The sequence below is a fragment of the Paenibacillus sp. FSL R5-0475 genome (genome assembly GCF_038004585.1).
Taxonomy (GTDB): Bacteria; Bacillota; Bacilli; order Paenibacillales; family Paenibacillaceae; genus Paenibacillus_AQ.
Genome location: NZ_JBBORK010000001.1, coordinates 2,631,709 through 2,654,912 on the forward strand (window position 1 = coordinate 2,631,709; position 23,204 = coordinate 2,654,912).

The window sequence follows — 23,204 nt, forward strand, 5'->3', positions numbered from 1 at the left end:
TCATACCATCAGAATCCATAAAAATAAGTTTTAGACTGACCCTAGAAATTGAAACAGCGACAGCAAAGGACGATAAAATCCTCGACTGTCGCTGGTTCATTTAACTAACGTTTCCCGTTAGTTGAAGAAGCGGCCTTTCTACGTAGGTTCTATAACCTCGTGACATTCATTCCATTTGAATCATCGAGGGTAACTTCACAGACATCAGTCTTTATTGTTAGTTTATATGGATACGATTCTTTGTCTGACATAAACCAGACCCTACCTTCCTTTACAACAATAAGCAACCCTTGCTCGTCACCGACAGCAGCAAATTTGCTATGATATTCCCGCCAAGGAAAGATCCTTGCATGTGATAGTTTGAGTACTGCATTTTCAACATTGGGTACAGGCAAACCGATTTCACTTACACATAATAAACTCGCTTGAGAAAATAATTGATCGGTTGAATTGTTCAAATTATGCCGTGCAATCAATTCTACAAGATTGCCTGCGGGATCACAGAAATAAATAGAAAGGGCATTCCAGTCCTTGAAGTGCACTACTTGCTTGTCTTGATCGAGTATTATAGGGACCTTAGGAGTTATCCATCGCACCGCCTCGTCCATTTTGTTTTCAGGTATATTAAAAGCAAAATGATACATAGGTTTTACGCTTTGTTCAGACTCTTTAAAGGATAGGCTAGACTCCCCAACTTTTACACTAAATGAAGTTTGATTTTCTTTAATTAAAGTTAGCCCAAGAGAATCCACATAAAACTCCTTCAATTCTTTAATGGAATGAGCAAGCATCTCTACTTCTCTTATCATTCATTTTCACCTCAGCATTTCTAATAAATATTTCACTTCCAATAATTTACTTAGTTAGAAATTCGGGATCATCGCTACATCATCCTGTCAGTTAGCTGAACAGGCACTAGTGAACGATGTGACGATTTCTTCGATAAATATATCTTGCTTAACTCCACTTCAACTTCCCAAAGCTGGCCCATGATAGATTGCGGTATTTGTCTGTCGATTTTTCTCTCTCGTGCACCGAACAATCGAGTTTATCGATCCCATAAGTTAAGAGGGAAAGAATGAGTCCCGTTGAAAGACCTGCTATTACAGGTGCATGGAAGTTCGCTATCGGTGCTATCCACACCTGGGCCATGAGAAACTTTTCGATTACTTCCTCCAGCAAAATACCGCCCGATGTGACGAGGATAGACATCCCCAACTTCATACACTGGTGATGGACCTCTTCCGGTAACATCTCCTCCGGTGGATTAAGAAGGAAGCGAATCATACTAACAAGGGACATAAGTCCTTCTTTGATGATCCGAACCATGCGTTTCATCGTGGTAATGAAGTTGTTGATCAGGAAGATGATTAGTTCTGATACGAATCCAGTAATTGCACCGTCTATAAACTGCTTAATGACTTCCTTCCATTTGTCCGTGATAAGGAGGGCAATGGATTTCAGGCGTCCTGGAAGCTCGTCCTTTAGTTTAATGGATTGTTTCTTCTTTTTGCTCAGCAAATCTTTCACACTGCACCATGACTTCCTTCCCGACTTTGTTGTATAGACGTTTGTTTCTTTCCCGGTGAGTTTGTGAATAAAGTTCTTTGGCCTGTTCTTTGTCTACTTTATAATACTGCGCGCGTTTGTCTTTGTTTCGTCATTTGTAGATGGAGTTTCCATCCATTTTATCAGGACTTGGTCCTGTTTAGACTTATTAAAACTGGCATTCGTCCAAGTCTTATTGTTGTCGCTATTCGCTAAATCCTTGCGTTCATCTACGTCTAGATATAATCGAAGCCAATCGTCATCATGAAGTTCTTTTGCGGATATGACATGTTCGATATGTGATTGGCCATCTCGCTCTAAAGTTTGATTTGTGTAGCCATCTGTAATTGGTACTTCATCTTTGAACCGTTCCTTCCTTGCCCTTTGCATGTCTGCTTTTTACGCATAATGCTCACGCTCGTAAGCGCTCTGATAGTCCCGTTGCTTCTCACCGGACAAACGTTCGGAATAATCGGATCCTTTCTATTTGCGTTAAGTACGGTTGGAATAGCCCCACCATCGAAAGACCTCACCATGTTAAGGGAAAGCCCGAAGGGACCTATAAGACTTTGTAGCCCCACCTTTGGTTGGACTTTCACCAACTAGATAATGCTTGCCTCTGGGCACGCTATAATAGAAAAAGACAGCCGATCTACCGGCTGTCTCTATTGTTTTTTTATCTCGTGTCCTGTTCCGTGCTTATAAATCAAATCTTCTGCATCTTCGGTTCAGATATGTTCTTTACAGTACCAGCTGTGCGTGGCGAAACAATGAGGGGTTCTTCGGTGTCGTGCCGACTCCTGATCCCCACTGCAAGAAACCATCGCGGGAATCGCCACTGGATCCCCGGTCATCGTCATTCACCAGGAACGAGATTCCAATGGTCTGCATCGGCGGTCCGCTAAACCCTAGCGAGGTCCACGGGACAGAGATGACGTAGTGCATGTTACTTCCGTCTTGAACGATGTTCGCTTTAGCGCCAGGGGTTGGTCCCGACTGCTGGCCGGCCGGCGCCGCGAAGGTGTAAACTGACGGTCCGCTGCCGAGAAGTGCAGCCCCGATTTCAACACGCTGTCCGCCAGCGTGTCCTGGCACTCGGTCATAGGTACTGAACTGGATGGAATCGGTCTGCCATAGTGTGCTTGGAGTGCGCGCGCCGAAATGTTTATCGTCTGTGACCATGGCGTCAATCACAAGTGCGTCGCTGTTGTAGTTGATGCGCAGATGCCCACTGAGATCGCTGTTGCCGCTTCGTGACCCGGAAATTGATACCCATGTCGCTTGCGTCGCCAAGTCGATTGCGGGCAACGATTGGTGGTCTGTGGGCTCGATGGGAGCGTAGGAAATCGATCCGGATAAAGTGTCCGAACCGTTCTCGCTATCGACGGTCACGCTATACCTCAGGGAATCGAACAACGGAATGTCGGAGAGCGGGAACCGCATCGATGCAGTTCCATTCGCAGAGACATTGGCCACATCCGGCACCTCCCCAGATGCCGGCCCAACTTGGTAGGTAACTTGGGTCGCCGTGAAGGCGCTGGTGCGATTATTCTTCAGATCGATGTCGAGAAAATAGCTTCGGGACGTCGCATCTGAGGTGATTGTTGGCTGGACGCTGATCTCGAACGGCTTGACGACATTTGTCGTTACCCTCAAGCCGGCAACAAGACTCGGCTCGTGCTTATTGTTGCCCCCTTTCCCCGGCTTCGCTTTCGTTACATCTACGGCTATAGTTCGCTGGCCAAGGAGCATGGTTGCAGGAACGCTGATAGTGGCGCTCGTTACCTTGCCTGGGGAAGTTCGAAGCTTTATAGGTTGTGCCCCGTTCGCAATGATCGTCAACTCATTGGGAAGATCCGTCTTGCGGTCCGAGCGATCTGCAGTCACCGTTACAAGAACCGCCTCTCCTTTGATCGACTGGTCGGCAACTTTCATCGTGATCGCTGACTGCGCTAAGCCTAAGCTGTCAACATTGCCTGTGACGTAGATCGGGCTGCCGTTGAGCGTCAGAATGACCGCGCCGTCTGTCGGATTCACCGTCTGAGCCGAGCCATATTCATCAGTGACGATCAGAGGCTGGGTAGTATGCAAAGCAATGTCCTCGGAGCCCGTGGACCACATCACCCGAGTCGTCGAGCCTCCTCCTGTGTACGGATACGAGTAGGCGGTAGCGGAGCCGAGGCTGTCGCGGGCACCAAGAGTCTTTCCGGTCACCGCGCGAATGAGCACAGCGTTTGCGACAGCTCCCGGTTTCGGAGCTACGCCGACTACGCCATCGACGGGTTGCCCGAACAGTCCAAAGTGATGTTCCCTATTATTGGGGTCCGTACCGTCATCCATAGCCGAGTACCAACTGAAGACATCCACGCCTGCTGCCTTTGCCAGCACCTGAGCACGCACCAGATTATCCGCTTGCTGGAGCTCCGTAGAGCCAGGGGTATACGTGGGCCAACCGTTCTCCGTAATCCACACGGGGACATGCCGATTTCCAGCCGCCTGCCTCACCTGCTGCACCAACGCAGGAAGCTTCGATACCAATAGGGTTTGCTCGGGCGGGGTGTTTGCCCCCTTGAGAGCGTAACCGTAGACATTCGTCGCGAACGTATCAATGTAGTTGATGCCGCCGGCAGCGAAAAAGGCATTATTCCAGTTATCGTCAATGGTAGATGGAATCGGGCCTATGACATTCGCGTCGGGGTTTCCTTCGTGAATGGGGCCGTACATAGCCTGAAGCATCTGTACATAGCAGGCTGCAGTAGTACCGCAAGCACCGTTGTTGAAGCCGGTGCCATTGAACTCGTTGTAGATGTTGAAATCACTGACCTTCCCTTTGTAGTGCTCGGCGGCAGCTTTTCCGAACTGACCAAACGCGGCTAGGCCAGCCGCGGAGCTCGGCGTTTTCCCGTTGTCATAATTTGCATTGTTGTAGGCCAGAACACCCTGGGGAGTCATGCCGAGTTCAAGAGACTGTTGTGATTTGGCTTCAAAACCATACCCAGCCCAGTTGTACACGCCTGGCTGCTTTTCAATTAATGACCAGTTAATATCGCTGCGAATGTGGCCATAGCCGATTGTCGCCAGAGAATTCATGAGTCCGTCTTCAAGGGATTTGTAGTGACCAAAGTGTGTGTCGATCCCGAAGAAGGAATCAGGGCTTAAGGCGCCGGCTGGCGTCGGGGTCACAATGCCAAACGTTGTGGTGCGCGTTACCGTCTGGTCATCAATCAGGCTTGAGAAAGTGAGGTTGTAGAATCCCGGACCGAGGTCCTGCACCGATAGCGAAGCATGTCCGTCAGCTCCTACGGGTACAGATCCCGTGCGAAGACTCACGCCCTGATCATCCGTAATTTCATATGAAACCAAGTCACCCACTGTGCCAAAATCCAGGTTTGCGGAATTGGTTGTGAAGAGCAGACTCGGGTTCATCACGGATAGCGCTGGGGTCGTTGCAAAAGTCACCTGGACTCGCGCGAAACAGATTTCCGGCATGACGCCATTGATACTGTGAACGCGCAGACGGAAATCTGCACCGTTTGTGCCATTTGCGAACCTAATTCCGTTCAGTTCAAAAATCTGATTCTTCCAAGTCTGACTGCCGCTTGTAGGTATCCAAGGGGTGGCCTGGTATGCGTTGTTTTGACCGTCATACTCGATGGCCATGGTCGTCGCCGCTGAGTCAAAGTAGTCAACGGACACGATTGCGTACGTCGCGCCATCAGGTTTCGCGGAGCTCCCTACATCAATGTAGAGAAAGGGATTTAGGGGATCTTGTGACGTCGTCCAGCACGCCCTGCCGTTCCTGGACGTCGCAGCGTGTGTCGGGTCTTTGTCTGCGTCACCAGGCCAAGCCTTGTTAACACCGCTGTATATTGGGGGTGAGCTCAAAATTACGTCGACCTGGGGCTGGGCAGCGACGGTATGGGGTGCTACCGCCCCAATAACACTGACTGACACAAGCAAGACAAGTACCAAACGGATCATCAACTTTTTCACGAACATGACGTTCACTCCCTTATCTTGAACTGGAACTCAATCACAAATGACTCTGTAAGCGTTATCAAAGATAATTAGAGTATTTCCGTATTAATTTATCTCTTCCGCCCATGCAGAGCTTGCTGGCATTGGAATCCGCTCCACCTCTCCTTCTATAAATTGACCACGCAGCTGGAGAAGGAACCGGATGTGGGAAGTTTGAACCTTCCGGACATTCTGTAGCCCCTGGAATACATAGAGCGCAGCAGCTGTACCCGATGCTTCCCCGATGGCGCTTACCGAGGCCATGATCCGGTAGGAGCTGTGAGCTTCATGGGTGCCGCTGATGCATCGGGAGCTGAGTAATAGATTGGTGCAGCCCTTGGGGATAAGCGAACGGTATGGAATATGGTAGTAGCCTGGCTCAGGGATGCTCTCAAGCCTACTGGCGCCTCCATCCGGACTATGAATATCCAAGGAATAAGCGCATGCTGCCACCATATCATCAAAGCGCCTGCTCTGTAGGCAGTCCTCTGCAGTCAGTTCGTATTCTCCGACTATTCGCCGCCCCTCTCGGATACCCAGCTTAGGGGCGATGTATTCCAGCTGGGCATGATGGAAAGCGGGATGCTGCTTAATAGCCTCAAACAACTCCTGCGCTTGCCGAATACCTTCTCCTTTCCCTCTAATAACTGTTTCCGGCCGGGTGGGGTCTACATCCAGCACCGAAGTAGAGTTGAACAGCAGGGCTTTTTCATCTGGATAAGGAAAACAAGTAATGCTCTGCCGGGTGTTGCCGGTGAGGCCTGCCGCTTTCATGTCGAGGTAATAAGGCAACAGTTCCCTTCGCAACGAATGAATGGCTGACCACTGCCGAATATCCGGCTCCTTCAGCCGGGAGCAGTCTATACCGCTGACCTTGAAGGTGGCAGTGGCGGACTGCAGCTTACCGTCGCCTTCTCTGCCCAGTTTGTACTCCAATCCCGCCAACGCGGAAAGATTGCCGTCGGCAGTGGCGTCGAGGTATATCTTAGCGGTAACCGCAGTTGTTCGGCTGCCCTGAATATGCAGACGGACAATTCGTCCATTCTTCATATCAACTTGAAAGACCTTACAGTCGGTCCACAGCGTAAGGGTCGGTTCGGAAGCCAATAGCCCCTCATATGCAGCCTTCAACTCCTGCTCATCATAGGTAGGAACGAGCTTCTCATTGTAATGCGTGTATGCGGCGGGGAACAACTCCCGGTGAATGCCGCTGGTAATCGGTTTTCCCCGTGAATCCCGGAAGTTGCATATTAAGGATACACTCGAGAATACACCTGTTCCCCCCACTTCCCCGGCTTGTTCGATCAGTAGCACCCTCATCTGCAATCTTGCAGCAGCAAGCGCCGCGCTAATACCTCCGACACCCGCACCCGCGATGATAATATCAAAATCAAAAGACTCTTTGTTCATATCGTTAGACCCCCTAAATCCGTAACTTCTCTCTCCTCTGCGGAAAAACGACCTACCCATACTCGTTGCGGAGCACCGCTATAAACGATGCTGCCATTGCATGAAATCTCGCAATATCCGGGGTTCATGCTGACGTCAATGCTTTGTCCCCTGAATAGGAAACCGGAAACGCGTACCGTACCTTCCTCCGGCGGGTTCGGACGTATCCATAAGCTGCCGTCCAATCCTGGTTCGATACCCGCCATACCGAACAGTATAGCTTCCATCCCCGATAACCCCGCCACCACATTGGCCCGTTTATGTGCAGGTACAGCAGGCCTGTCACAATAATGCTCTTGCGGATAATAGGGCAGATGCCTTCCCATCCACAGTAAACGCTTCAGTACATTCCAAGCTGGTTCACTTTGGTCATTTTCCCATAAAGTCAAAGCCAGCATCGGTCCGTCTCCCGTGTATGATCCACTGCCGGACCAGTCCGGATCATTCAGTTCATAATGAAGTTCATCCCTGGCGGATACACTGCTTACTCCGTAAGCTCCGAGGAATGCATCGTCTGTTACCTGTCTGAGCATTCCGGCCATCATGGTCTCAGTACAAGCGCCAAAGCGCAAAGCGTCATAATATTGGATCGAGTAGATTATTTCCTCGTGGCCCCCGGGATAGAGTGCCTTGAACCAGCCAGCCTCATCATCCCACAGATGCTCCCGGATTGACTTTCGAATCCGCTCCGCCTTTTCCCGCCACTCCTTAACCGGCTCATGGTCTGCTCCTAAATGCAATGCCAACTCCGCCAGACGGTCGTAGCTCCAGGCCCGCTCGGCATTAGGGCTGGCTACAATGTGCTCATAGCCCGCCCCGCGCATTTCGAGCAAATTATGCTGCAAACCGTAATCCAGCAAATCATTCCATTCGGTAAGGCGCTGGTCATCATACAGTGTTAGCAGTCTCATCGCCGGGAACAGATCGCTCCCTTCCCCATGGAGCACAATAGCGGACCAAGCAAAATGGATAAAGGACCACAGGCTATAGGAGTAAGGGACGTCCGCTCCTCTGCCGGTTGGGGCAAACCGAGAGTGGCGGTCAATTCCACTTGCCACCATCAGTCTGGCCAACTCCAGGCTCTTCTCCTTGCCAAGCAGAAGAACCATCGTTTTGGCTGCGTAGCCGCCAACATCCCACGGATAGCAGCATATGCCCGCCCCCTCCATACCAGATACCGCAGGAAACGGCGTCATGACGAACTCAGGGTTTTCCCATAAACATACGAGACCGCTAATAAGCGAACGTTTATAATAATCCTCCAGCCCAGGAATATCGGATTGCAAGTAAGGCAGACGTTTGCCGGCATCCTCCAATCGCTTCTCCCAACCTACTGTCGTCCGCTGCTCCAGCTCTGCCAGCGTCTCATCCGGGCAAAATGGATTTCCAGACTCGGTCATGATGATGCCAAGACGTACCTCCAGATCTTCCCCGTCGGCCAGCTCCGCTTCCCAAACTCCTTCCCGCAGCAGAGTTACTCGGACCTGTTCATTCTCCCAAACACCGGACACTGCAAAGGTCAAGCCCCCAGATTCGCGTTCGCACAAGCCAGGCTCCAATTCCTGAGCAGGCGCTGCTGCCGCCTCTGGCCAGCCATAGTCCCACAAGTCATAAGCTACATAAGCCGGGCTGCCCGGTGTAACTCGGGGACGCAACCTAACTGGCACCGGGCTGCCGCTGCGGTTGCGGATGGTCACCTTCAGAACAAATCCATGGAGGTTCAATAATGGAACCAGCTCACTGCAAACGCTTAAGGAAATTAGCCTTTCTCCGATAAAATGATGGTATGTGCCACGGCGGAAAATTCGATCGGGGCGCCAGCGCTCTTCGGCGTAAAGTACTCCGCAGTCTCCCTTGCCCAAGTTTCCTGTATCCTCAATATCGTGGTCGTTCACGATCATGTGAATCCCAGCATGCAGATCCTTAGCGGCAAAAGGGGGCGAGTAGCACCCCTTAACTCCCATTACCATATTTCGTTCCGGAGCTACGGTGCTATAACCGCTACATACCCAAATATGCTCCTTAGGCGCAAGACAAGCCCGCAGATCAAATGCAAAGTCCTCCAGCAAATAACTCATAACGCACCTCATTTTCTTTAAATAGCCACATTATTTCTTAGCCTGCTTCGCATACAGCTCCGTATAATCCTTGATCATCTGGTCCCCGCCCTGAGAGCGCCACTTCTCCACTTCTTTATTGAAGCCGTCTTCATCAAGAGTTCCCATAATAAATTTGACACGGGCGTCAGTTATGATCTTGTTCAGCTCCGTTCCCTTTTCCACAGCGATCTGAGAGATCAGGGGCTCCACCGGGTTGGATACGGCAATGGCCTCGTTTTCTTTCATCATGGTACGGAATTTATTGTCCGTCTCCCCCTTCCCTTTCCAGATCATCAGCGCACCATCATAGGTAGGCAGCTGCTTTAGTGGAGATACCTCGTTGGCATACGCTGTTTGGTCAGTGATTTTCGGTTCTCCGTCCTCTCCTTTGGTGTAATGGACCCCCTCGATACCCCACGTCCAGGTATACAACATTTGGTCATCGACGATTTTGTCAAAGAAACCAAGAAGCTGTTTCAGCTCCGCCTCCGACTTGACTGTAGCCTTTGGGAACACGAACATTCCGTTATATCCAGTGGTCGCAAATACCTGTTCCCCCTTTGGTCCTTGAATTCTGCTGACAATATCAATTTTGGCGTCAGGATTGGCCTTCTTCAGCTCGTTTCCTCCTGTGATCACGAAGTCAAGGGTGGTGAACAGCATCCCGGCCTTACCTTGGAAGAATTGCTCTTGCTGTTTGTTGACTTTGGTAGCCGCAAAATCCTGATTAATCAGCTTTTCCTCATACAGCTTCCTATAGAACTTCATGGCTTCCATATTTTCTTTAGTCATAGACTCGGGAACTGCTTTGCCATCCTGAATATCCCATTGGTTGGGCGCTCCGAAGAAGGACGCGATGGTCTGGAATCCAAGGAGACCTGTGGACCCTGCGCCGCCGGAATCCTCGGCTTCCACCAGCCCGAATGTATCGTTTTTTCCATTTTTGTCCGGATCGTCTAGGGCAAATGCGCGGATAACATTATAGAGATCATCGATGGTCTTGGGTTGCTGCAAGCCTAGATTATCTAACCAATCCTGCCTGAAGGTTATGCCTTGGCGGGCCAAAGCTCTGGCGCGGTACAAACCGTAAACCTTGCTATCTACCGATATATTCTTCAGTACCTGTTCATTGGTGTTGTACTTGCTCAGATTAGGATAGTCCTTGATATAAGGTCCGATCTCCCAGAACATACCCGACCGCTCCGCATTGATGATAGATGAGGACTTGGTATCCCCAATCATCAGTACCTGGGGTAGATCATTGGAGGCGATAGAGACGTTGACCTTGTCATTGTAAGCAGACGCCGGAACCCAAGTGACATTGATTTTGGTATTCGTATACTCTTCGATTTGCTTGATAATCGAATTGTCGGCTTTGGGCGGCTCAGTCGAGGAATACTGGTTCATCATTGTAAATGAAAATTGTCCACCTGCCTGCGGGCTCTTCCCTTCCTGTTTGCTTCCACACGCCGACAAACTTGCGGCTGTCAGAATGACTAAGAGACCTGTCAGGAACATTTTGTAGCTTAACTGTTTCATGTCTTACTCCCCCTCATTATATTGAAGATATTGTATTAAAAGATGAATAGGGTCATCCTTTAACCGAACCTAGCAGCACTCCTTTGGCAAAGTGCTTTTGCAAAAATGGATAAATTGACAGAATCGGGACGGTGGAGAACACAATAACCGCCATATTGATAATCTTGGACGGCGGCGGAGGGGCCTCGCTCATATCAGACAACCCCTTCTCCGAGAGAATCACAATCTGTCTTAGCAGGACCTGGATCGGCCATTTATTCGAATCGTTGATATACAAAATAGCGCTCAGAAAGGTATTCCAATGAGTTACTGCGTAAAACAGTGAAAAGGTTGCCAGCGCAGGCAGAGATAGTGGGATGACTATACGGAATAAAATCCCAAGGTCATTGCAACCGTCAATCTTGGCCGATTCCTCCAGGCCGTCAGGCAACTGCTGGAAGAAATTTTTGATGATGATCATATTAAAAGCACTGATCGCGCTGGGAATAATAAGCGCCCAGTAGGTATTGGTAAGGTGCAGCTCTTTGACAATCAAAAAAGTAGGTACAATACCGGCGTTGAATAGCATTGTGAAGATAACCATGAGCATGACAACGCGCCGTCCGTAAAGATCTTTGCGGGCAAGTGGATACGCCATCAGCACAGTCAGCAGCAGGTTCACCAATGTCCCGATCACAGTCACCCCAATGGTAACTGCCAGGCTGCGCAGCAATATTGGAGTAGAGAAGATATATCGGTAGCCCTCTAACGAGAATTTCGTTGGAAATACGAGGAAGCTCTTGGACAGCACCTCCTGCTCTGTAGCGAAGGAAATCAATATGATGTAAATAAACGGGATGATCATCACAGCCGATACCAATAGCAGGATTGCGACATTGATCCCGTCAAACATACGGGTGCTCCAGCTTCGGTTTTGTTGATTCATAGATTAATACACTCCTTCCTCGCCGAATCTTTTGGCCAACCAGTTGGAACCGATGACCAGTACAAATCCAACCAGCGACTTAAAAAGGCCAACAGCGGTACTGAAACTGAACTGCCCTTGCGTAATCCCCGCCGTATATACATAAGTATCAAACACTTCTCCGACCTCACGGTTAATCGGATTTAGCATCAGGAAAATTTGCTCAAAGCCCGTATCCAAAAAGCTTCCCAACCGGAGGATGAAAAGAATAATAATGGTGGAGCGAATGGCCGGAAGTGTCACATGCCATAATTGTCGCAACCTTCCTGCACCATCCATTTTTGCCGCTTCATATATCTGGGGATCAACTCCTGCCAAGGCTGCAAGAAATATAATGGTTCCCCATCCCGTCTCCTTCCAAATCACCTCCAATGTAACCATGGTTCTAAACCAGCCTGAACTGGCGAGAAAATTGATCTTATCTCCACCCATTGCCATAATGGCTTCATTCACCAGTCCGCCGTCGATTGTAAAGAAGGTATAGGCGATGCCGACTACCACGACCCATGAGACAAAATGCGGGATGTAGATGACGGTCTGTATGGCTCTTTTTAATTTCTCACGGCGCACTTCATTAATCATAAGAGAGAGCAGGAACGGTGCAGGAAAGAAGAATAGAATATTGTATCCGGCCAGTACCAGGGTATTCCTCAGAAGCATCCAGAACGCGGGATCATGGAATAGCCGCTCGAAGTGTTTCATGCCAACCCACTGACTGCCGAAAAAGCCCAAGAAAGGCTGATAATCCTTGAAAGCCAAGAGAAGTCCCCACATCGGGGCGTATTTGAATAATAGGAAGTAAAGGACCCCGGGGGCCAGCATCCCGTACAACCATTTGTTTCTCCGTATCTGCCCCCAGAAATAGGGTCTCTTTCTCATCGGGGCAGATATTTCAATCGCAAGATTTCCTTTGGGTTGATTCATCTTCGACTCCACCTTCGTGTTATTTGTGCGTACCTTCAAGATAAGCGTCCGACAAGCCGACGTCTATAATCAAGGGATAATCATCAAGGAAGGTATTTGCCACTATTTAGGTTATAATCATGATCACGTGCGGAACAATCATGAGGATACGATCAGGAGTAACTTCTTGTTACTCTGTAACATCATAATGAAAAGACCCCCAACGACAGGCTGTGGACCTATCGCAGGGAGTCTTCGGCTGAAGCGTTCATTTTTTCTGATGGCAGTGCAAATCCCGGTATTGTCCAGGCGTCATGTTCTCCATCTTGCGAAAAAAGCGAATGAAGTTCTGGGGATTGGTGTAGGTTAATCGATCCGCGATATCTCCGATCTTCATATCAGTCTCTACCAGCCATTGCTTCGCCATCTGTAAACGGTAGTTTTGCAGGTACTCGCTGAAGCTGATCCCCTTTTCCCTGCTGAACAGCGGCCCCAAATGGTTGGGGTGATAATTCAATTGCTTTGCGCATGCTTCAAGCGTAAGCTCGGTGTCGAAGTTCTGATGGATCATATCAGTTAGCTGGTCCGATATTTTCTTGACATGAGACTTTCTCTGGTGCTCCAGCCTGCGCATGATTGGAGTAATGACTGTCTCACTAAACCAAAATCGGATTTCCTCCTGGGATTTTAGATCAAGCAATCTGTCAAAAAGCTGTTTTTCCTGATCGGGTGGAAATTCCGCGTCTGTATTCTTCTTTGTATCTGCTGTTATCTCGGACTGTCCAAGCTCGGTCAGTATCGTGTACAGCCTGACCAATGCCATCCGATATTGGCGCCAGTCGGCTTGCTCTTCAAAGATCAATCCAATGCAGCGCTCCAACAGTTCGTCAGCCCTTGTCCGCTCCGCGAGCTTAACTGCATCGTAGAGCTCTTTGGCTGCACGGTGCGGGAACACGCTGGATACCAATTCTTCAGGCTGGACATCATCGATAAACAGAACTGATTCCGCGCCGAAACGGATCCTATAGCGAAGCGCCTCCAGTGCTTGCTTGGCAGAGATAGAAATATCGACGAGCTGATTTTGGGGACGGCTGATGCCGATGCTAATATGCAGCTTCAGGTATTGCAGTACTGTTCTCTGGATCAGTTCTGCTACAGCAAACAACCGGTTCTTGTACTCCACATCCGTAGTTACGGCACCTCCGACAACCGTGATCTGGGATTGTTCCAGCAACACAGAATCTAGCCGTTCCTCGGCGGGGATCAGCTCGCCGACGATATTGGCGATCGCGAAGAGCAGCAGATCACGGTCGTTTTCGCTATACCGGGACCGCTCCAGAAAATCAATCTGAATGGCGAGTACGGCATACCAGTTCCAATCGGAGTGATAGCCATATTCTTTCAATCTGGCCGGTAACTGAGATTCTTTCTCCTCGCCGCGAATCAGCTTCATGACAAAAAATTGCTTTAGTTCCCGTACTTGTCCTGTCAGCTGAGCCAGGAGGCGAGATTCCGTCTGCAGCATGGATTGCAACCGACAGCCGATCATGGTGAATTCGTCGGTACGGGCTTCATCTGGCGGATCTCCGAATCTGCTGGCAATCGTTGCGGCCAATTTCCGAACTGGCCGGTAGAAATTACGGGAACCAAGTAGTGCGAGTCCGCCGGTTATCAGAACCATGAGCAGGCATACAAACAGAGTAACCCAGCCTATAGAGCGGGAATCTCGGGTAATATCCTTGATGAATATGGCGGAAACATAAATCCAGTCATTATAACTTGACTTACGAACGATAACGGTTGTATTGTCCCCATCAAGCTCAACGTTGAATTGTCCTTCCGTTTCATTTCGCCTTTGCATCTCGGCAACAAGTTGCTCAAAACCGGATTGCTGTATTTTCCGATCGCTTCGGGACAAAAGCCGGTAATCTTTATCCATTACCATAATGCTACCGATTTGGTTGTCGGCCGCCAGAAGGCTCGCCAGCTGCGATTCGGCGATGGTCACGATGGCCAGTCCGTTGGCTTTCAGCGAATTCAACGGGATTTTCTTCACGAGACTAATACTTGGCGAGCTTTTGTCCTCGTCCGTTACCCAAAGAGAAAATGAAGGCAGCTTCTCATACCGGAGAAGATGATCCAGATTCCTTACATCGTCAAATGTAAAAATATTGTTGTTTTCGACGCCCCATTTACCTTTTAAATTTACTACAGTCATATTGTTTATCGTCAGCTCGAAGGTTTGGCTGCGCACCATGTTCTGGTACATCTCATTATAAACCTGATAATGGGCTGCAGAATAAGGGAGCGACATCGCATTCACCACAAGGGGCGAGCTAATATACTGCGTAACCGAATGATCGATCGTCTTGAGGGTTTGCTCCACACGAAGTTGGGTCTGCTGAAGTGTCGCCATGCTGCTCTGGTTTACCTTGTCCTGCACGATTGAGGAAGCTTTGAAATATGAGATGATTCCAACGATGATCACTGGAATAGAGCCAATCAGCAGACTGTACATTAAGAGACGGGTGAAATAGTTGCTGGAACGAATTTTCATGGCAACTCCCTTGTGAACGTTTTCAATAATGTTTCACCTATTATAGAGATGAGATTAAAGGAAGTCCATAATCAGGACATAATCATTAGAACGGATTATCTGGTTTGATTCGTTATCAGCTTAGCATAATGTTGAATACACTTTTTTGACATCAAGCGTGATCTTATATTCAACGGCATGAACATGAAGAGAAACGTACTTTTAGGCTTTTAGGGGACTATTTGGGGATTCAGTTATATTTTGATTTTTTACCTGATTAGGCTTTTTAATTAAGACAAATCGACCATCTACATGATACCCTTGTCGGATAATCTAAACTTAATGAGACTATCGCATTGGCTAGGGTAGAGAACCTCGCTCGTCTTGATTCATCAGGTATGACAGACATTCTGTAACCCCCTAGAGTTCACATTAGTTTGGCTGCATTTCTTTAGTCATAATGCTAAGACTGCGTCTTTCAAGGGAATTCGGCGATTGTTGCGCTATCCTGCCCGTTGAGAATAAGACAGCTGATCTCCCGTCTGCCTCCCCAACTGTTTTTTTATCTCTCGTGTCCCTTCAAATATTAGACATACATCTAATCAGCTATGATTCTAAGTTCTTGTTCATTTCGGCTAACGATGTAAGTTCTTGTACTCAGCTCGGGACAAGAACTTGGTTAGTCTGAAGTTGAATTTCGGGGTTAGCGAGCACCGATCGTAACTGGCGGTCGACTTGGCGTTTAGCTTTAACATCTAGAGTTCAGAGGGTGAGTTCCGGTCTGGATGCACGAGCGGGCTGTTGCCGTTGGCATTTGCAGCTCAGAACCCCCCACTCTCTGCTTATTCCTCCAACTCCCATTAACAACAAAAAAACTGCATTTCCGCCTTTTCTTCTGGATGGACTCTCAGGGACTCCAACCCTGGACCAATTGATTAAGTGTCAACGGCTCTACCAACTGAGCTAAGAGTCCATGTATAAAATTGTTAGTGGAGCCAAGGGGGATCGAACCCCTGACCTCATCGCTGCAGCGATGCGCTCTGGCGTGGTGGTCATGGGCACTGCCCTATACTTCACCTCACAAAGCAATGATCAATTTCCAACTGTTTCATTTCCAAAAAAGAAAACCCGTCTCACGATAGACCCCTTTCATACTTTTGACTAGGGGTAAGCCGCTTGCCAAATCCCTTATAAACGCCCCACGATTCCTCATCCTCCCCGGTTTCAGTGCAAAATGGCGTATAATGAACAAAATATAAATTCACATAAGGGGATATTAAAGTCATGAAATTGAGCCTGAATTGGATTAGCTAAGGGTGCGCGATCTGGAGGCATCCCTTAATTTTTATCACAGGATTCTGGGACTTCCGATAGACCGCAGATTTGAGAGCAGAGGAAAACAGATTGTTTATGTTAGGCACGGAGGGACAGCCCAAGATCAAGCTTATACAGGGAACCGACCGGCTCTGAAGCCGGAATGCGGCGCTTCCGTTGGGTTCGAGGTGGAGTCACTGGATGAGGCAATAGATCATTTGAAAAATCAGGGCATCCCGGTAGCGCGCAGGCCGATCACGCCGAATCCCCGCTTGCGGTTCTTTTATGTTCTGGACCCGGACGGCTTTGAGGTACAGATAGCTTAGCACAGCTAGGCCAGTGTTTTTCAAATTAGCCTCTTGCTTCACTTACCAAACAGCACAAAAAACGGCGGAGACGCCGTTGGATCAGAGCATATCTCCCCCAGCGAAAATGCACGCTTTCCTTGTTACCGAATGTTCTCGGCAAATAGCACAATGTTTTGAAATCAATGATAAAAGCGTACCCATTTAACCTCATCGATCCGTCAGGCCTCCTAAGAATAAGAACGTCATCTTTACGGCTGCAGCCGCCTCAAAGTAGATTCGTCTGCCTTGGCCGTACTTTTGCCTCCAACTTCCTTCAGATTCACCTCGCGGTAGATACCCTTGCCCTTCGCTAAAGGTAAACTTGCCAGCCCCCGTGGGAGACTTTCACCCTAGAGATGACGCCCATGCTGGGCGTACATCTCTAAATCATTATCCAATTTTAAGAGTCTAGTCGAAATTTCAGTTTTTGGAGGATCAGGCATTACAGCGGTGTTTAATCTGCGCTGTAATTCTTCAATTCCGTATTCCTTATTCTTAAAACGTTCGACTAAGATTTCGTAATGATGAATGACTATTGAAATCCAATTTATCGGTACATGGCTTGAGTTTTCTGCGCAATCTTTAGCTTCCTGCAATGAATCGTGCAGAGTGCCACCAATAACATTCCACTCTAGGTCACATGAGAATAGATTGTAACCTCTGGCACCGTCATATTTAGCTACCGCGAAAGCAGTGATAACCTCTTTTTTTTGTTTTCACCCTCGAACAAAACATATCCGTTATTATTGAAATGCTCGTTTGCTGTATAAATCAAAACATTTGCTCCATCCAGCAATGGTGGCACTGTCAAGTTATTCACCTGCTTTCGAAATTGAAGTGTTCGTCTATAAACTCTGCAAACTAATACTCAAATCCTATTGGTTGACACTCAACTAAACTGCCCGTTAGCTTAATTCCGAAATCCCTCGGGCAGACCGATAGGCGATAGCCCCAACGCTTGATATGGTGTTATCTGATGGATACGCCTACTAGGAAACACTAACATTTCTTTTACTTAATTTCTTAAATACCGAGTATTCCTTATTGGACTTAATAAAACTTAATATCTTTTCGGCACATTCTTTTGGATTCATCTCTTCAGTATTTACTTCGAGGTCATATTCATCAAAGCAATATACTTTGCTAAACTGTGAAGTTGCTAGTCCAATTTTTCTATCTCCTCTTGCTTGCTCTCTTCTTATGAGTTCTTCTTTCGAGCATATTACACCTATAAATAACGTAGGCTGATCGAAAAATTGATCAAGAAACTGATTAAACCTCTTGTCATTGTCGATTACGGTATCTACTATTACATTAAAACCCAATTCTGATAACAATTTAATTGTCGAATGGTACACTGAGAATATGGAATCATCAAGTATTTGTGAGACAACTTGATGATCTATTTCTCTTGGAGGTTCATCTGGAAATTTATTATTAATAAAATCATTGTAATTATTAAAAAAATCATCAATTGATAAATGATAAAAAGGAATCTCTTTCTGATTTAGCAGTTCAGTCGATATGGAGGTCTTTCCAGAACTTGAAGTTCCATTTAGATAAACTAACATCCCTTGCTTCAATTTAATCATCCCTTCAAAAACGTATTTTACAGATAACGTTATAATCACAAAGTCCATAAAATTATCCAACTCATAAAATATTCGAGAAACGATTGAACTATCCTGCCCGTTAGTTGAACAAAGGGCTACCTCTCGGCAGCCCTCTCATTATTGAACTATAGTTTCCCGTTAGGTTAACCGCTTTTTGCTTACTATTGGGAACAACCCTAGATTTTATTTGAACAAGATTGAGGTATCACGAGAATCAAAAAAGTACAAACGGACGTTGATGCTAACTAAATATTAGGACTCCAAATATAATAGTCAGTACCACAATAACTGTCAATGAGGCTACTTTTGCATAACGAATTGCCCCCTCAGATACTTCAGGTTCTTCTTTATACATCCATCGTTTCCCCCATAATAAACTATCCTCAGGACAAAAATAGGTCCATATTAATACTCCATACATAGGAATCATAAAAATAAAAAACAAAAAAATTTCAGCTATCTTTTCCACTACATCACGCTCCCTCTACCATACCCCAATAATGGATTGGACAATTCATATGGCCTCCAATAAGTAGGATTTCGTCTTATTTAAATATACCATATATTGGAACCGTCCTGCCCGTTCAATGAAAAAAGCAGGATACCGTAGCTCCTGCTCATCAATGTGTATTATTGAACTATCGTGTCTCGTTAGTCGAACGAAATGCACTGTTTGGTCACTATAAGGTCGGTTATTGGAGGCATAAACATAATGAAACTCTTTGAGGTTGCCTGTTATCTTGTCGTATAGAAATACTAAGCAAAAAGAATGGCTGTCGAGCCTTTCTCGACAGCCTGACAAGGAACCAAATGCGGTTCCTTGTTTTATTTATATTCCATAACCCAGTACTTCTCTTCTCCCAGACGGCCTTCCTCAACAACCTTCTTCCATCCGTTGCGTTCATAAAAGGTCAATGCCTTATGATTTTTAGATACGCATTTTAATCGCATCGGTTTATTCATTTTAACGTCAGCTGCTTGCAGCAAACGACTGCCGACTCCTTTCCCTGAGCAATCCGGGTGAACAAAAAGATTATGAATGAAGTTATCCGGCAAATACAAGGAGGTAAAGCCCATAAGGATACCGGCCTCTTCTACTACGATGATGAATTCGTCCTCCGTATGCTTGTCGAAATCCTCCAAGGTCATTTCAATAATATTGTCCCATACGAAGGTATTGTGCCGTGATTCGAGATACAGCTTTCTTAGTTCAGGGTAATCCCCTTCATGAGCCTCTCTAATATTCAATTGCTCACTCCCTCTACACTGAAATTTTGATGTGATGTATGCCCCTTTTTCAAATATCCACCATTAATACCCAACTATTCTGCACGTTAACTAAACAGGCTGCCGATCGTGCTCGAAGCCTAATGATATACTATACTATCGTTCCCCCTTAGCTTAATCAAGGATATAAGCATACTTGGATGAAACACTCTGTTTCATCCCTTAAATCGGGTGGGATTGTAATAGTGAAATGAACATAAAGTGTGGGATTCTAATGATTTTACTTATAGGTGAGATCCACCGCTTGCATCGAGCAATTGACCAGTTACCCAACGGCTGTCCGACGAAGCGAGAAAGGTAACAATATCCGCTACATCCTCAGGTTCTCCCCACCTGTTGAAGGTTGAAAGACCGGCCGCATATTTTTGTCCATGGGGATCTTGCAACGTCCCGGCATTCATCTCTGTGTTAATAATGCCGGGCTGGATGGCGTTTACCGTAATATTGCGGTTACCCAGTTGTTTGGCCAGAAGATGCGTAAATGTATCGATGGCCCCTTTCGACATGCTGTAGGTGAACACACTTGGAGAGGCTACGCGCGTCACAAAGGATGAAATATTAATAATGCGCCCCCCGTCTTTTAGACGCGGTAAAGCTTGCTGGGTAACAAAAAGCGGTGCTTTTACGTTAATCTTCATCACCTCGTCAAAAGATTCTTCAGTTGTCTCTTCTAGGCTAACTATTTGACCGATTCCAGCATTGTTGACAAGAATATCGAATCCGCTACCGCCTGTACGTTCCCGAATGTCATCATCCAGTACCGAAAATAAATCATGAATGCCCTCGAGAGTGCTTAGGTCAGCACCAATTGCGCACGCGTTACCTCCGCTTTGCTCGATCTGGTGAACAACTGCCTCCGCTTCATTTCTTCTTTTTCCATAGTGCACGACGACAAATGCGCCCTCTTGTGCAAGACGCAATGCGATGCTGCGGCCAATTCCTCGGCTCGCTCCAGTTATTAAAGCGATTTTACCTTCCAACTTACTCATGCTTTCATCTCCTTGTCCGAATTCAAATATAGTTATATCACAGGATAACATTTGAAATGTTGCTCTCTCATTCGGTTACAAGGGGATGTCTTTTGGTAGGTTCTCCGTGCTTATTAAACTATACTGCCCTTTAGTTGAATAGCGGCAGATTTCTAAAAGGGATCTGCCGCTATTATATGCTAAAAAAATCGTCGATACATTTCTCTCCTGCGTTCGCCACGAAGTTTTGCGTATATTTGCGTGGTTGAGGCTTTCTCATGACCCAACATACCTTGGATGAAATCCAAGGGAGCACCATTATCAAGGAGTTGGCAAGCATAGGTATGTAGAAAGCGATGCGGATAAACATTCGTTTCAATCTCTCCTCGATCTGCAAGTCGTTTTAATGTCTATCTTATTGTAGGAATAGCCATGCGTTTAGTTGGGTTGGTATCCGTTACGAATAAGGCTTTACAGGTATCTCCACGACTGGTCAGGTACTTCCTTAACCATACTTTGCACTCTGTCGTAAAGTACACTTCTCTCTGCTTGGAGCCCTTACCGTTTACGACTATAGAGCAGTTTTCCCAGTTGAGATCCTTGATGTTTATCCTCTCTACTTCCCCGACTCGACAGCCAGTACAATAGAGAAGCTCAAGCAGAGCTCTTTCTCTTAATGTTTGGCACGAGATCTTAAGATGAATAACATCTTCCTCGACTAAAAACTTAGGAATTCGCTTGTCCAATTTGGGTTCTCTTAGTTTTAAAGAAGGATTTGAAGTCAGGTAAGTCTCTTCATACGCATAGCGAAATAGGGATCGGACGAAACGAATTCGATGCCCTAGGCTGCTTGGCTTCAAACGTTCTGCTTGTTTCGCCAAATATTGCTTCAGCATTGGCAATGTAATCTCCGCTATCTCGGGATCACCTAGTTCCGTCATTAGCATTTTGTTTTGGAGGACGTAGGCGTTCAATGTTCTCGGACTATATCCTTGAATTCGTTTATCAGCCTCATATAGATGCCACAACTCACTTAACTTCATAATAAAACCTCCCCTTAGAAGCTATTACAACTAGGTTTGCTTCTAAAGGGAGGTTTTAATCTTCTAACCTGCTTGAGTAGCTTAACGACATGACGCACGGGTCCGACGGACTTCGCCATTGTAGAATGGTCTGACTGATTGCTCTTCCTAGAGATGCTTCGGACAGAATCAAGGAGTGAATGCGACTCAGCATACGGTGTTACAGGATGTCAACGCCTTCTTAGAGTTACTACTATATAAATCACAATAATAAAGTATCGATAATTTGATGAAATTTCATTCTATCCTCGTCTAATTCAGATATTCCATATCCTTTCATAAATTCAACTATTTCTTCTTTCCTATCTGTATAATAAGTAAGACTTTTTACAAGATAATAAATATCATAGTATGGATCTGATATCCCTGAAGCTCCTAAATCAATAAATGCTTCAATACATCCATTATTTATCATAACGTTTCCAGAACCATAGTCACCATGAGTAAAAACTAGTTCCTCTGTCGACGCTTTATTCATTTCCAAAAAATCAATTAGTTGCTCAATAGTATGGTTGGGAAATGAGTTATTAATAGCCTCTATGACTTCATGTTTTCTCTCATTAATATTGTTTTTGACCATATCAATCAGTTTTTCTGGCAAAAAATCATTGAAAAAGCAATCATCAATGGGAACATTGTGTATTGTTCTTAAACCTTCTCCTAAAATATAGCCAAGACTTTTATCTCCCTCTTCCTGCTGGTATTCTTCCGCAGTACAACCTTCTATATAGGTCATAACTAAATATTCCTTTCCATTCTCCATCTGATAACTTATTACTTTAGGAGAAGGAATCACATCATTTACCCATTTTAGTCTTTCTGCTTCGTCCATTAAACTTCCAGAATCTTTAACGTTTTTTTCTTTCAACACATATTTTACAGAATTATCAAACTCTAAAATGTGCAAAGATTGATAATGTCTTCCTTTTTCAATGATTGTAGTTTTAAGTAATTCTGACTGATTTACTAATTTACTTGGCATTGAGAATCGGTTATTCATCATTTTGTACTCCTCATTTGTGTATCTTGGCGTTATTTCCAATATCGTCTTATCACGGACTCTATAAATAATTCATATGTAGGGTATTCGCGAAACTTTTCAACTAACCTGCACGTTAGTTGAACAAAGGGCTACCTCTCGGCAGCCCTCTCATTATTGAACTATAGTGTCCCGTTAGTTCAATGAGTTCATGGAGGAAAAGTTATTTCAGACCTTCATTTTTAGTTTCGGAACCCAGAACCTTCCCTGTCTTGTCCATGTACAGTTTTGTCATCATACTGTACTTGTTATGCCCAATTACTCCAAAAAACAAGGCTTGATGGTCTTTTATAACGTTGAAATGATATCCTTTAGCCCATCCTTCCCCTGGTTTGACATCGTTTTCAATCGCAATCTGCACCATATTAGGTGAGTCAAGTATGAGATCACTTTGTGGAATAATTTCAAAGTCTTGAATGTCTTCTTGTACAGTTCGCATAATCGCAATCTTACCTTTTTTATGTTAATGATTAAAATTTGATTTCTTTGACCATTTCCA

Annotated in this window: 17 protein-coding genes, 1 tRNA gene and 1 pseudogene; 1 reads left to right on the forward strand and 18 read right to left on the reverse strand. The window is 46.3% G+C overall.

What is annotated here, in order from left to right; all coding sequences use genetic code 11:
• Positions 1-149 precede the first annotated feature (149 nt).
• From MKX41_RS11810 to MKX41_RS11860, 11 genes are all read right to left on the reverse strand, one after another.
• On the reverse strand, positions 150-809 hold the full coding sequence (locus MKX41_RS11810) for a VOC family protein (protein ID WP_340970618.1): 660 nt from the start codon (positions 807-809) through the stop codon (positions 150-152).
• 148 nt (positions 810-957) lie between these two features.
• Positions 958-1,530, reverse strand: a complete 573-nt coding sequence (locus MKX41_RS11815; protein ID WP_340970620.1) for a hypothetical protein — start codon at positions 1,528-1,530, stop codon at positions 958-960.
• A gap of 93 nt (positions 1,531-1,623) precedes the next feature.
• The gene (locus tag MKX41_RS11820; protein ID WP_340970623.1) at positions 1,624-1,938 is read right to left on the reverse strand and encodes a hypothetical protein; all 315 of its coding nucleotides are present in this window, start codon (positions 1,936-1,938) and stop codon (positions 1,624-1,626) included.
• A 351-nt stretch (positions 1,939-2,289) separates the two neighbouring features.
• Positions 2,290-5,208: a hypothetical protein gene (locus MKX41_RS11825; protein WP_340970624.1), complete on the reverse strand. Its 2,919-nt coding sequence runs from the start codon at positions 5,206-5,208 to the stop codon at positions 2,290-2,292.
• Between the two features lie 423 nt (positions 5,209-5,631).
• The gene (locus MKX41_RS11830; protein ID WP_340970625.1) at positions 5,632-7,035 is read right to left on the reverse strand and encodes an FAD-dependent oxidoreductase; all 1,404 of its coding nucleotides are present in this window, start codon (positions 7,033-7,035) and stop codon (positions 5,632-5,634) included.
• On the reverse strand, positions 6,972-9,092 hold the full coding sequence (locus tag MKX41_RS11835; RefSeq protein WP_340970627.1) for an MGH1-like glycoside hydrolase domain-containing protein: 2,121 nt from the start codon (positions 9,090-9,092) through the stop codon (positions 6,972-6,974). The genes MKX41_RS11830 and MKX41_RS11835 overlap by 64 nt, the downstream gene beginning before the upstream one ends.
• Before the next feature lie 30 nt (positions 9,093-9,122).
• Positions 9,123-10,652 carry an extracellular solute-binding protein gene (locus tag MKX41_RS11840; RefSeq protein WP_340970629.1) on the reverse strand — a complete coding sequence of 510 codons (1,530 nt, stop codon included), beginning with the start codon at positions 10,650-10,652 and terminating at the stop codon, positions 9,123-9,125.
• 52 nt (positions 10,653-10,704) lie between these two features.
• Positions 10,705-11,577, reverse strand: a complete 873-nt coding sequence (locus tag MKX41_RS11845; protein WP_076286699.1) for a carbohydrate ABC transporter permease — start codon at positions 11,575-11,577, stop codon at positions 10,705-10,707.
• A 3-nt stretch (positions 11,578-11,580) separates the two neighbouring features.
• Positions 11,581-12,540, reverse strand: coding sequence for an ABC transporter permease (locus MKX41_RS11850; protein WP_405174383.1), 960 nt, complete (start codon positions 12,538-12,540; stop codon positions 11,581-11,583).
• Positions 12,541-12,787: 247 nt separating this feature from the next.
• A complete protein-coding gene (locus MKX41_RS11855; protein ID WP_340970631.1) occupies positions 12,788-15,076 on the reverse strand; it encodes a helix-turn-helix domain-containing protein in 2,289 nt (762 codons plus the stop codon).
• Positions 15,077-15,955: 879 nt separating this feature from the next.
• A tRNA-Lys gene (locus tag MKX41_RS11860) sits at positions 15,956-16,028 on the reverse strand.
• Between the two features lie 343 nt (positions 16,029-16,371).
• On the opposite strand from MKX41_RS11860, the gene MKX41_RS11865 reads away from it, so the two are divergent.
• Positions 16,372-16,695 (forward strand): VOC family protein, encoded by a 324-nt coding sequence (locus tag MKX41_RS11865; protein ID WP_340970633.1) that lies wholly within the window; start codon positions 16,372-16,374, stop codon positions 16,693-16,695.
• A 1,010-nt stretch (positions 16,696-17,705) separates the two neighbouring features.
• Here the strand turns inward: MKX41_RS11865 and MKX41_RS11870 are convergent.
• From MKX41_RS11870 to MKX41_RS11900, 7 genes and pseudogenes are all read right to left on the reverse strand, one after another.
• On the reverse strand, positions 17,706-18,299 hold the full coding sequence (locus tag MKX41_RS11870) for a chloramphenicol phosphotransferase CPT family protein (protein WP_340974899.1): 594 nt from the start codon (positions 18,297-18,299) through the stop codon (positions 17,706-17,708).
• 271 nt (positions 18,300-18,570) lie between these two features.
• The gene (locus MKX41_RS11875) at positions 18,571-18,798 is read right to left on the reverse strand and encodes a hypothetical protein (protein WP_339265342.1); all 228 of its coding nucleotides are present in this window, start codon (positions 18,796-18,798) and stop codon (positions 18,571-18,573) included.
• A 356-nt stretch (positions 18,799-19,154) separates the two neighbouring features.
• Positions 19,155-19,577 carry a GNAT family N-acetyltransferase gene (locus MKX41_RS11880; RefSeq protein ID WP_339265345.1) on the reverse strand — a complete coding sequence of 141 codons (423 nt, stop codon included), beginning with the start codon at positions 19,575-19,577 and terminating at the stop codon, positions 19,155-19,157.
• A 263-nt stretch (positions 19,578-19,840) separates the two neighbouring features.
• Entirely contained in the window at positions 19,841-20,605 is a 765-nt protein-coding gene (locus tag MKX41_RS11885; RefSeq protein WP_339265347.1) for an SDR family oxidoreductase, read from the reverse strand.
• A 179-nt stretch (positions 20,606-20,784) separates the two neighbouring features.
• Positions 20,785-21,627: pseudogene (locus tag MKX41_RS11890) on the reverse strand (tyrosine-type recombinase/integrase).
• A gap of 241 nt (positions 21,628-21,868) precedes the next feature.
• On the reverse strand, positions 21,869-22,669 hold the full coding sequence (locus tag MKX41_RS11895) for a phosphotransferase (protein ID WP_339265349.1): 801 nt from the start codon (positions 22,667-22,669) through the stop codon (positions 21,869-21,871).
• 199 nt (positions 22,670-22,868) lie between these two features.
• Positions 22,869-23,144, reverse strand: a complete 276-nt coding sequence (locus MKX41_RS11900) for a hypothetical protein (protein WP_339265351.1) — start codon at positions 23,142-23,144, stop codon at positions 22,869-22,871.
• Positions 23,145-23,204: the final 60 nt, after the last annotated feature.